The sequence below is a fragment of the Nostoc sp. genome, assembly GCF_041747015.1.
Classification (GTDB): Bacteria; Cyanobacteriota; Cyanobacteriia; order Cyanobacteriales; family Nostocaceae; genus Nostoc.
Genome location: NZ_JBGTFY010000370.1, coordinates 23,141 through 35,095, shown reverse-complemented (window position 1 = coordinate 35,095; position 11,955 = coordinate 23,141). Strand labels below are relative to the sequence as shown.

At 45.6% G+C, this 11,955-nt stretch carries 7 protein-coding genes; 1 reads left to right on the top strand and 6 read right to left on the bottom strand.

Annotation, left to right across the window (positions count from 1 at the left end):
• On the top strand, window positions 1–1,594 hold a 1,594-nt coding region (locus ACEW80_RS29465), incomplete at its 5' end, for a plasmid replication protein, CyRepA1 family (RefSeq protein WP_373530008.1).
• Between the two features lie 40 nt (window positions 1,595–1,634).
• Here the strand turns inward: ACEW80_RS29465 and ACEW80_RS29460 are convergent.
• The 6 genes from ACEW80_RS29460 to ACEW80_RS29435 all read right to left on the bottom strand — a co-directional run bounded on the left by ACEW80_RS29460 (window position 1,635) and on the right by ACEW80_RS29435 (window position 11,903).
• Window positions 1,635–4,550: an NHLP bacteriocin export ABC transporter permease/ATPase subunit gene (locus ACEW80_RS29460; RefSeq protein ID WP_373530007.1), complete on the bottom strand. Its 2,916-nt coding sequence runs from the start codon at window positions 4,548–4,550 to the stop codon at window positions 1,635–1,637.
• A 2-nt stretch (window positions 4,551–4,552) separates the two neighbouring features.
• Window positions 4,553–6,826, bottom strand: a complete 2,274-nt coding sequence (locus tag ACEW80_RS29455) for an NHLP family bacteriocin export ABC transporter peptidase/permease/ATPase subunit (protein WP_373530006.1) — start codon at window positions 6,824–6,826, stop codon at window positions 4,553–4,555.
• Window positions 6,813–8,258 (bottom strand): NHLP bacteriocin system secretion protein, encoded by a 1,446-nt coding sequence (locus tag ACEW80_RS29450; protein WP_373530005.1) that lies wholly within the window; start codon window positions 8,256–8,258, stop codon window positions 6,813–6,815. The genes ACEW80_RS29455 and ACEW80_RS29450 overlap by 14 nt, the downstream gene beginning before the upstream one ends.
• A gap of 520 nt (window positions 8,259–8,778) precedes the next feature.
• The gene (locus ACEW80_RS29445) at window positions 8,779–9,861 is read right to left on the bottom strand and encodes a cyclic nucleotide-binding domain-containing protein (protein WP_373530004.1); all 1,083 of its coding nucleotides are present in this window, start codon (window positions 9,859–9,861) and stop codon (window positions 8,779–8,781) included.
• A gap of 3 nt (window positions 9,862–9,864) precedes the next feature.
• Window positions 9,865–11,094, bottom strand: a complete 1,230-nt coding sequence (locus tag ACEW80_RS29440) for a hypothetical protein (protein WP_373530003.1) — start codon at window positions 11,092–11,094, stop codon at window positions 9,865–9,867.
• The gene (locus tag ACEW80_RS29435; protein ID WP_373530002.1) at window positions 11,091–11,903 is read right to left on the bottom strand and encodes a MinD/ParA family protein; all 813 of its coding nucleotides are present in this window, start codon (window positions 11,901–11,903) and stop codon (window positions 11,091–11,093) included. The genes ACEW80_RS29440 and ACEW80_RS29435 overlap by 4 nt, the downstream gene beginning before the upstream one ends.
• Window positions 11,904–11,955: the final 52 nt, after the last annotated feature.

Genomic DNA, 11,955 nt, shown 5'->3' with positions numbered 1-11,955 from the left:
GCAAGCCTTAGAAGAACGGTTCCGTCGCAAATTCCCACACCTGCGAATCCTGCGAATTGACAGCGAATCCGTTGCAGACCCCTCTCATGCTGCGTTTGGCTGTATCGCTCACCTGAACGAAATTCTCACCCAGTATGATTTGGTTATCGCCTCCCCAAGTTTAGAAACTGGGGTATCCATCGATATTCGAGGGCATTTTACTGCTGTTTGGGGGATATTTCAGGGAGTGCAGCCGGTTAACTCTGTGCGTCAGATGTTGGCGCGGCTGAGGGAAACAGTTGACCGTCATATTTGGGTCAGAGAGTGGGGCATGGGGACTGTAGGGAATGGTTCCACATCCATTGGAGGATTGCTCAGAAGTCAACACGTTGCGACAAGGGCTAACATTGCCCTGTTATCGGCGGCAGATAATGACGATTACAGCTTTGTTGACCAGAATTTTCAGCCGGAGTCATTGCAGACCTGGGGTAAACGTGGTTCTGTAATCAATGTCGAAATGCGGCGCTATCGTGAGTCTGTACTTGCGGGTTTGGTCGAAGATGGTTACACCGTTATTGATGCTGACGATGCTGATGATGACGAGAGTGGCGCTGTAATCGAGTCGGTTAAGGCGGCAAGTGAGGAATTATATGCTGGTGAATGTCAGGCGATCGCTTCTTCTGATGAACTCTCTGGGGCTGAACTCAAGAAGCTGCAAGATAAACGGGCGAAAACCAAAACCGAACGACACCAACAGCGCAAGGCGGAATTGTCCCGTCGTTACGAGATTGATGTTACTCCTGATTTGGTCGAAAAAGACGATGATGGGTGGTATCCTCAGTTGCGGATGCACTACTATTTGACGCTGGGACGGGAATTTCTGACCAACCGTGATGCTAAACGGGCAGCAGCGCAGTTGGAATTAGGGGAGAATTCGATTTGGAAACCAGATTTTAATAAGGGGCAGCTATTGCCTGCTGTACTGTTACTGGAAAATCTGAATCTGTTGCAGTTTCTCACGCCAGACGTTCAGTTACGTGGCAGCGACGAGAAGATGGTGGAGTTTAAGGCACTGGCTGTAACGCATCGGCACGTTATCAAGAATTACTTGAATGTTTCTATCTCGGAAAAACATACACCGATAGCGATCGCACAGAAGTTACTTGCAAAGATTGATTTGAAGTTGGACTACGTTGGTCGGTTGGGTAAGCGTGAAAATCGGGAGTGCGTTTATCAATTCGTTGCCCCTGATGACCAGCGTGATTCGATTTTTGGGCAATGGCTCAATCGGGATAAAGCATTAAATCGTGAGTTGGTGTCAGTCATGAATAATATAGTGTTAACCACACCCGTCAGTGACACAACCTCCCAAATATTAGAAGAGGTAGTGTCCAGTCTCCAAGGACAAGCCTGGAAAGGGCTGAAACTGAAATTGCAGCAAGGCTTGGACAGTATTGGCTCTTCCTACAGCGAGTTAATCTCCAAGGTTGGCGAGGCTATTGGCGTTGCTGATGGTGAACCTTACTGGAATGGGTATTTGGGGCAGTGGCAAGTTTGGGTTAACTTTGGAGACGAGTGTAGGTCTGTAGTGTGCGATTGGCTTGTGGGGGTTTAGGGGAAATCATGTATTCGTATTATTCATAAATCTCAAATAACTACGCCATTTGCCGAGCCATTAACTGGGCAAATAGACCTTCAACAGCAGCTAGCTCCTGAAAAGTTCCTAGTTGGACAACTCTACCTGTTTGGAGTACATAAATACGGTTAGCGTTACGGATAGTACTAAGCCGATGAGCAATAACTATCCTAGTAACTTGCAATTTATCCAAACTCTCACTAACAATCGCTTGAGTTTTGTTATCGAGTGCACTGGTAGCCTCATCAAATAACAAAATGCGGGGTTTTAGGGCCAAAGCACGAGCAATTAGTAACCGTTGTCGTTGTCCTCCAGAGACATTGCCACCTCCTTCACTAATCACAGTATGCATTTGCATTGGCATGGCTGCAACATCGTCAGCAAAGCCAGACATCCGCGCTGCCTCCCAAGCTTCATCGAGTGTAATCTGAGCGCCGCTAGCAATATTATCGAAAATAGAAGCTGACATAATCCGGCCATTTTGCAGAACGACACCTAACTGTCGGCGCACTGCCTCAACATCCAACCCAGACAAATCTTGGCCATCATAATAGATAGTGCCATCTTCAGGAGTTTCAAATCCCAATAGCAATCTAAATATAGTAGATTTACCGCTCCCAGAACCGCCTACAAGTGCAATAAACTCCCCAGGCTCGGCATACAGGCTGATATCTTCCAGGGTCATAGACCCATCTTGGCGGTAGCGGAATGTGACATGATCTACAGCGATTTTACCCATGAGCTTACCAGGATCGGCTTTGTTGAGATCCACTTCTGGTATAGTTTCTAAAATTGGTTGAGCACGTTTCCACTGGGGGACGATTTGCAAAGCGCTGGTAACTGTATTGCTTACGTCTGTAGCACCTTTAATAAAAGTACCAAACGCACTGTTAAAAGCCAGGAAAGTCCCAATTGTCAGTCCGACTGCACCTGTAGTCTGGGCTTCTTCAAGTTGTTGGATAGTAAACCAAAAGAGGATACCAGAAGTTAGCGTGGGCATGACTGTATTGAAAAGGGCCACACCATCTTCAACGTTTTGGGTGCTGAGTTCCAGTTTTATTTGTCGGCTGTAGTTTTTACTCCAAGAAGCAAAACCGCGCTCCTGGGCTCCAGCCACACGCAGTTTGGAAATGCCGTTGATTAGTTGTACTGTCTGCCCAAAGATATTTCCCTTTATTTCCAGCAGTGGGCGAACTTTGCGGACCAGGAGCATACCAGAGAGTGTAGTAACAGCTACAACAACTATTGCCACAGCTACAGCAACTAAAGCTAATTTCCAGCTGTAGTAAAACAAAAGTCCTAAGTTTAATAATGAGAACAGACCAGTGATTAGAGTAATCAGGGTTGTACCACTTAGTAGGCGACGGATTGTACTAATTGATGTGACGCGGGACTGAAGATCCCCCGTGGTGTACTGGCGGAAAAAGGATACTGGCAAGTTTAGCAGCCGATCCCACACAGCAGCTTGGGTGGAGGCATCGGAAATTGTTTCCACGCGCAAAAGTGCGAATCCTTGAGCCAGCCGAAATACTGCCATCCCAAAAGCCGCAACCAGCAACCCCAAACCAACTTGTAGCAACAATCCGCGATCGCTATCTGGAATAGCGTTGTCAATTAAAATGGCAGTGGCATGGGGTGTGAGCATACCCAGCAGTGTCGCGGCAATACCAGTCAAAAAAACTATTAGTATATCTCTGCCACGATTCTTAAGCGCGAACCGAAATAAATCGCTAGCGTTGAGAATTTTATCGGGCAAAGACCGATAAAACATATAAGCAACGGGTGCTAGTGTAGAAGCAATAAGGGCATCTACGGGAAGACGAGTACCATCGCTTGGATCAAAGATTTCGTAGCGAGTAGGAGAAACGGGCAGAAGTGCCACTGGTCGGTTATCCTCTTGGGTGTAGGCAACCAAAGGGCCACAGTCCTTTTCCCACCAGTTATCCCGCAACAAAATCTGTCGCATCCTTAACCGCGAAGCTCTAACAATTGCCTCCAATGGCTCCTTCACCCGCTTCAGGTTCTCTGACTTAGCTGGGGGGCGAATTTTTACACCTAAACACCTGCCCACAGCACCAGCAACAACTAACAACGGCGCACCTTCCAGGAAAAAGGTTGCTTCTTGAGTTCCTAAAGAAGATGCTAGTTCGCCTAGAGCTTCTGCTGTCACCTGACGATTGAGACGTTCCCGATCAGTCAGCCGTTGTAGTTCTTCTTGGGTTTCCTGCTGTTCTAGGAAGTTGATATATTCCAGCAGTTGAGCATGAAACTGGGAAAGTCCCTCAAGCAGGATATCTGCGTTGCGGATGGCGCTTGTGGTTTGGGTGGCAAGCTGAACCTCCCCGTAAGCTTGTAACCATATACCATCGCTGAGGGGGAAAATTCCCGATGTCGGATCTAGAGTTAGTTCCTCAAGCCCCATCCAGTGGACATTTCCTTGCTGAATTTGTACCCAAGGGATGGCTTGGGGTTCTGGCTGGAGAGTTTGACCATCAATTAGAGAAAATCGTGCTTCTCTTGCTGCCTGGACTTGAATTGCTGGGGTGGCGATATGGGAAAGTGTAGTGTTGATTTGCTCCACCCAACCCTCCACCAACGCAACTATTCTGGCATCCCCATCAGCAACTAATTCCTCAAAGTATTCTCGGTCTACCTTCAGCAATTCTGTTTCTCCCATCGGCACTGCTAAAAGTTGGCGGTGCTGATCAATAGACTCGGGAGCAGTTCCAAAAAGTGCTTCTTCAGGATTGCTAGTGAACAAATAACGGCGAGTTCCTTCCGTGATGCCATTTTTAATGGTGACAGCAAACAACGCTACAGAGCCGGACTGCACAACCCAAATTGTTTGCGGGTCGTCTAGCAGTATTGGTTCATTTCCTTTAAGGCTGTACAGTTGCCCCTGCAAGTCTATGATCCTAGCTTGGTTGATGACCATAATTAAGCTCCTTCTTCACTGCTGATTAACCGTGAGTACACCCCCTCTACTTGCCACAATTCCTCGTGAGTACCTCGTTGCACTACTTTTCCATGTTCAAGGACAATGATTTCATCACAATCACGAATCGTGCTTAATCGGTGTGCAACAATTAAGCAGGTACACCCACGTCGCCGCAGATTTTGGTCAATAATTTTTTCCGTCTCGGAATCCAGAGCGCTAGTAGCTTCATCCATAATCAGGATTGAAGGATTATTAACTAAGGCGCGGGCTATTTCTAATCGCTGTCGTTGACCTCCACTTAAATTAGCCGCTCCTTCAATTAGTTCTGCATCAAATCCGCCAGATATGGAGAAAATTACATCATCAATGGCAGCATCTTTACTAGCTCGCACTAAGTTTTTGTCCGGTACTGTGGTATCCCATAAAGTTAAATTATCCCTAACAGTCCCACCAAACATTAAAATATCCTGCTCTACCAAAGCGATAGAGTTAGTTAGTATCGATTGCAAAATCTGCTTTTTAGGTTTTCCATCAAAGTGAATTTCTCCATCCCAAGGTTCATAGAGTCCGCTTACTAGTTTGGCAATGGTAGACTTGCCAGAGCCGCTCCCGCCTACTAAAGCTACCCGATGTCCAGGCTTGGCCGAAAGGTTAAAGTTTTCAATCAAGGGCGGATCTAGACGGCTATAGCCAAATGTGATGTTTTCCAGTTCGACGTATCCCTGCAATCTGGGCAGAGGAGATGAATCAGATGAGGAAGATAAAGAGATTTTTTCTTCCCCTGCAACGCCAGCTCCCCAGCTCCCCAGCTCCCCAGCTCCATCAATCGGGTTATCCAACACATCATCTAGGCGAATCAAATTGCCCTCCATTTCTTGGAGGGTACTACCGAAGTTCACAAGATTATTAACAGGTAGCAAAAAGCTCTGCATCAGTCCTTGAAAGGCTATAAGCATTCCGATGCTGAGGTGTCCATCCATCACTCGTAAACCACCTACAACCAATAAAGCCATTGATGAGAGTGAAGACAAAAGTGTAGGTAATATTGAGAAAGTCTGGTTTGTCACCCCCAGTTCTTGCTGAGAATTGATCGCCTTTGTGTAGTACCCTGACCACCGCGAAAAGAAATCTGATTCCAACCCTGATGCTTTGAGAGTTTCTATACTTTGGAGAGCCGCTATGGATGCGCCAGCCGCTTTACCATACTCTTGGATTAATCGCTGATTAGCATCGACGCGCTGACGGGAGATCCACTGCAAGGTTAAGACATTCACAGTAGCAAAACTAGCTACAACCAAAGTCAGTACCCAGTCATATTGAAGCATGACTAAGGCGTAAAAAATCACCATCACCACATCAATGACTGTAGTCGCCAATCGCCCCGAAAGCACATCAGCAACTTGGTCGTTGAGACTGGTGCGGTTACTAATTTCACCTGCAAACCGTTGGGCGTAAAAACTAACTGGTAGACGCAAGATATGCCACAGAAAACGACTGGACATCCCCACAGACAGCTTGACTTTCAAGCGTCGTAAATAACGCAACCGCAATAGTGTTAATACTCCTTGGAGGACTGCTGCGATCGCCATCGCCAATAACAACGGACGTAGCCAGTGCTGCCGCCCTTGCACCAGGATTTCGTCTACAAACACTTGACTAAATACTGGTACTGCCAGCCCGACGAGTGTTAACAAGAATCCTGCCAGCAGACAGTAAATTAAGACACCAGTAGCACTCTTTAGCCGTGACCACAGCGATAAAATCAGGCTAGGTTTACGACCCCCTTTTTCAAACTCCACCCCTGGTTCCATAACCAGCACCACTCCGGTATACCCCTCGTCAAATTCCTGCCGGGACACCTTTCGTGGCCCAGTGCCTGGGTCATTAATATAAACCCAAGCAGAGCTAAATCCTTCTACTACTAGGAAGTGATTGAAGTTCCAGAACACAATATAGGGAGGGCTTAGGTCTGGCAGTTGATCCAGTTCCTTCTTAAAGCCTTTTGCAAGGAGTCCATAACTTCTGGCAGCTTTGAGGACGTTAGAAGCTTTGCTGCCATCGCGGGAGACTCCACACTCTCCACGCAGTTCTGGCAAAGGCACAACCAGACCATAGTACCCCAAAATAATTCCTAAAGCTGCGGCACCACATTCTACTGCCTCCATTTGCAAAAGCGTGGGTGTCTTTACCCGCTTACCTGAATTTTTCAGCAGGTTTTGCAGGTACTGCAAAGGATTAATCGGTGCCACTAATGATGGATTAGTAGATACCACTGACAGACCTCAGAATAGGTAAAACAAATGTAATTGGCGATCGCTCTTCCACCTTGACTCGCACAGATGTAGTCGTTCCAGAAGAGATTTTTAAGTGTGGCCCATTAGAAGAAGACCACTTGTAGCCGCTGAAAGTGGTAGAATCCGGCTGGAGGTCAGCAAATACTTGAATGACCGCCTCCTGCTTCTCACCCATCAAACCTGTCACCACTTCGGGATTACCCACTACACTAGCTGCTGCTTCTCTGGTAATCGGAAATGATGAGACAGTCGTTATCTTACCGACAATACCGCCAAAGCGTTCCCGTTTCACGGTTTGGGGTGTGATTTGCAGCGTCATACCTGGTTGAATTTTCTTGCCCTCTCCAACCGGAAAATAGGTAATGCCAACCATTTTGCTAGATGGATTTTCTGCATCTATGCTCCCTAAACGGGTTCCGGCATCAACAACCTGCCCAGGATTAACAGTGATCTCTAAAACACGTCCTGAGTGTTGAGAGATAATCTGGCTGTTATTGCCTAGTTGCTGTTGGAGTTTGGCAATATCTCGCTTGACTTCTTGAATCTCGTTTTTGCGGGTAGTTACAGTTTGCAGGTCTTCTTGAGCTAGATTGGCTACTTTACTGTTTTGTTCTTGCAACTGGGCTTGGATGTTTTTGATTTCGTTTAGGTTTGAGAGGTATTGCTGTTGTGCGTCCGCTTCTTTAACGTCTAGTTGCTTTAACTGAGATTCCGCTTCATCAATGCTTGCACGGGCATCGTCGTATTGTTGCCGCGCTTCTAAGACCACATCATCAGGAATTGCTCCTTCTTTTAAAAGCTTCTGACGATTTTCTAATCTCTTTTTATGAGTAGGAAGCAGCCCTTGGAGTGTTTGCAAACGTCGCTGTAGGTTTAGGCGATCGCGCTCTATTGACACTAACCCTTTCTCTCTTAACACAGGTGTCAAATCCTGCACAATCTTTAGTCTTTGCTCAAGAGATAAGCGTTGCTCTTGGATTGCCTTTGTGTCAACCTGCTGACGCTGCCCTTGTAACAAGCTGGCGTTCCGATCCTGTCCCTCTAGTTGAACCAATTTAGCGCCTGCTAGTTGTAATTGCTTACGCAGGTCAACTTGGTCAACTGTTGCCAGTACGTCTCCCTTCTTAACCACATCTCCAACATTGATATTCAAACTAAGTAACTGCCCTGCACTTTTCGATTGCAGTGTTAAAACGTTACGTGGATAAATCAGTACCCCTTGACCGTCCACGGTAATTGGGATTCGTCCATAGATACTCCAGACCACGGCAACTGCTACCAAGGAACCCAAGGCGGTTAAAGGTAGCCAGCTTTTGGGACTGACCACCTGCATTAGTTGGTCTAGTCTTTCAGGTGAAGATAAACGCTCTAATGACTCTTTTCGGAATAAGTTTTGCTTTTGTTCGACCATTTAAGATGCCTCGACAATCATTTGTGCTGAAAAATCTGGCGTTGCTGATTGCGGTATGAAAACATTGGGCGTTGCAGTGAAAATCCTTGTATAGATGTAGCAGTGCTACGTTTATACATCCAAATTCATACCTCGATTTAGCAACGCCAAAAATCTTTCCTGTTCTTGAGCTTAGATATTTCAAGTTTTCTAAATAGAGATTTATACTTATAGGACTTATGGAAAAACGTAGACGCATTGGCAAAGCCTCTTGTAGAGAAGCGGCTTGCCGCAGGCTACCGCCTCAGAATGAATTCTGAGGCTAATAGCTAAGGTCTTCTTTAGAAAACTGAGGAAGGGTTTAAGTCCACTTGAGTGGACAGTAGCTCAAAGCCTGTGAAATTTATTTCTGGGCGGGCTAAGGAGCTAATTGAGAATGGTGCAATATCTCAGTTTTAACAAACTTAGCTATGAGCCGAAGAACTTTAGTTTCGGGCGGTTTATGCTCTCAATACACAATTTTTACTTTATGCCGATGAAATTAAATTCCTCTCAAACGGCTCAACATCCAATCAAATTTTGTTCCAGCTAATGCCATACCATCTAAAACATTTGAATCTAGTTCATCTTCATATTCAACATTTTCATCGAGTGGCTGACCTTTGCTATAAATGCGTCTGCCATAACCAAGCCGATTGAACATTTCCTGTAGGCGATTTGCAAGCAGGGTAGCAATCAATCGATAAAATCGAGAGGCAAAACCTATATCCTGCTGCAATTTTGCTGCTAACTGTTGTCGAGGAATTGACAACACAAGCGAGTCTCCGGTAGCCCTGACAGTTGCAAAAGGCAAACGGGTATCGATGAAAGCTGTTTCTCCCACGATTTCGCCCTTTGATAATCTTGCTATCTCTCTACTTTTAGTTTCGTCACCCTCTAAAGCTGCAAAGGCTCGAGTTAAGGGATTGCGTTCATCTTCAGAAACTGAAACTGTCATTGTTCCATCCAGGAGGATATACAGCGCATCCACAGGCCCTCCTTCACGGATGAGTACTGTGTTAGCGGCAATTTTTTGGCTACGTCCTGTAGCAATCATCCAATCGATATCACTATCATGCAATTGTCCTAAAACAAATAGCATATCTCTGAGCGTCTTGCTTTTAACAAGTTTGCTATAACCAAGTTGAGTGATTCTATTTGAAAGTAGAATAGCGATCGCTCGATAAAATCGAGATGCAAAACCAATATCCTGCTGCAATTTTGCGCTCAATTGCTGCCGAGAAATAGATATTACCACCGACTTTTGGGCAGCTTCAACAGTAGTAACAGCTGGGCGAACATTAAGAAACGGGATTTCTCCTACTATCTCACCGCTTGATAACCTACCAATCTCTCGTCCTAATGTTTCGCTATCCTCCATAGCTGCAAAAGCTCGATCTAGAGGATTGTTTGTAGCTTGTGACACAGTGATTGTGAATGTTCCATCTAGTATGATGTGTAGGGTATCAAGCACTTTTCCTTGCTGTACAACGATAGTGCCAGCAGGGATCTCCTTTTTCTGACCCGTAGCGATCATCCAATTGATGTCACTATTACTCAACTCCTTAAGTAGAACTTCTGTCATAACTCATATCAATTGTGGTTTAGATTTTGGATGCCCCTCTGCTTTTTTGCTCCCCTGCCCCTCTACCTCTTTCAGACTTGTCCGCAATTGGTCTAGAATTTTCTGAATATATGAGTGCGCCTCAGAAGAAGCCAGTTCCTCTAATGTTAAATAAGTCAAAGCTATTAACATAATCGGTTGACTATTGAGAGTTCTTAACTCCTGCCCATATTGAACGTCAAAGCGCTCCAAATTCTCAGCAGCAGACTTCACCAATGCTTGCAAAATCTTAAATGCGTCCTCTGAAAGCGGCGGTTGACCCGGGTAATTTTGCAATCTGCCTCCTTCTCGGTAATCTGGAAACGACTCCAGCCCCAGAAAGCGTAAAAACCAATCAGCCCGATAGTGTCCTATAGCCGTCACAATACCTCTGTAGTCAGCAATCAGTTCGTCGAGCAGATTGTTTCGCATAGAACCAAATAAGCGCTGTGTGAAGTAGTGAGTACATTCATGTTCTAGCCGAATATTTAGGGAGATACGCCGCCATTCTGATTCGGAAAGTCCGATGTCGCTGGCTGAAACATTGCTATAGAAACCGTCACTCAAAATAATCAACCGATCTTGATACAGCTGCTTTTGCGGGATTAGTCGCCGAAATTCCTCTAACCAACTGCTTTCGGAGCAGTTACCAAAATTTTTAGCTGACCATTGTTGGCGATATTGGCGAACCCGATCCCAGTTGTTGAAGCCAGTGACCATACAAGCTCCCATAGAAGCAGGGACTGGTAGTGGTTCATTCCGCATCGTTAGCGCCTGTACCAAAGAAACAAAGTCCTTTCGGTTTTTGGTAAGCAAAATCGGTATTGCTCCAGCCAAGCTTTGATATATCATCAACTGAAGTTGTTCGGGTTGCTGCAAAATCAAACCAGTCGCCTCGACCATGCTATCGACTGGAACACCTTTACGAGTAGCAGAGCGGTATGCCTCTGTTTGGCTGATGCCTTCGAGTATGGGAAACTGTAACTGTACCAATCTGCTTGATAACACTTCAAATACTCCTACCTCTTTGGCTGTAGCGGTGTATTCCTCCCAAGCGGCTACATGGGGTTCGGGTGGAAGCGGAAACTTGGCAGCGAGTGTTAAACAGCTGTGATCGAAGATGTTTTGATTGTAAGCGAGTAATTCCTCTGTCTCCCTTGCAGTAGCACCATAGGAGGCAAGTATACAAGCACGAAGTTGGTGTTGATTGTTCAAGAATGAGCACCTCCCACTAATACCTTTTTTAACTCAACTTCATCCACAATCTGCCGAGCAATTTCTTGCACCGTCTGGCTAAATGGATGGTCAGAGTAACGCAGGCAGAACAGACCACTACTGGCTAGCTGAATTATCTCTTCAGAAAGAGGCACAATGCCTGCTACTGGGGTGTTGTAGATTGTCTCCATTTGTTCTCGGAGAGTGTTGAAATCCATTGCTGGTAGCACCTTATTAATTACCAGCAGCATTTTGTTCACTTTTAATTTTTTCGCCACCTCCACCGTTACCGCAGTACCTTGGAAATCTTGGCGGTCTGGACGCAGAATAACGACTAAAATATCAGAGATAGCGATCGCCAGTAAGGTTTCTTCATTCAAACCAGGGTGAGTATCAATCAACAAATAGTCCAGGTTGAGATAGCGGATTAAATCCTCAAAGCCGTCGTTGAGTTTGCCTACGTCATAACCCTCGCGCAAGATACGGGAAATTTCCCCTGCTTTAATACTGGAAGGAATCAGGTAGAGGCTGCCATTTGCTCTAGATGTCTCCCCTTCCGCATTTAAAGTATGACTAACATCGTAGGCAGCATCTTTAATTACACAGCGCCCCCATAAGTAATCATTGAGGGAGCGATTCATCTTTTCTTCGTCTAGACCAAAAATAATATGAATCCCTGGTGATTGAATATCGGTGTCAATAATACCTACACGTTTTCCTTGACGCGCAATAGTAGCGGCTAAGTTAGCAGTTAAATTTGATTTGCCCGTACCACCACGAAACGAGTGAATAGATACAATTTTGGACATAATGTCTACCCTAGCTATGTGAAAATTTTGATATAGTTGCTATCTGCGGATT

Coding starts and splice junctions, on each gene's coding strand:
- ACEW80_RS29450 (WP_373530005.1), bottom strand. CDS start 8,258: ATGGTCGAACAAAAGCAAAACTTATTCCGAAAAGAGTCATTAGAGCGT.
- ACEW80_RS29460 (WP_373530007.1), bottom strand. CDS start 4,550: ATGGTCATCAACCAAGCTAGGATCATAGACTTGCAGGGGCAACTGTAC.
- ACEW80_RS29445 (WP_373530004.1), bottom strand. CDS start 9,861: ATGACAGAAGTTCTACTTAAGGAGTTGAGTAATAGTGACATCAATTGG.
- ACEW80_RS29435 (WP_373530002.1), bottom strand. CDS start 11,903: ATGTCCAAAATTGTATCTATTCACTCGTTTCGTGGTGGTACGGGCAAA.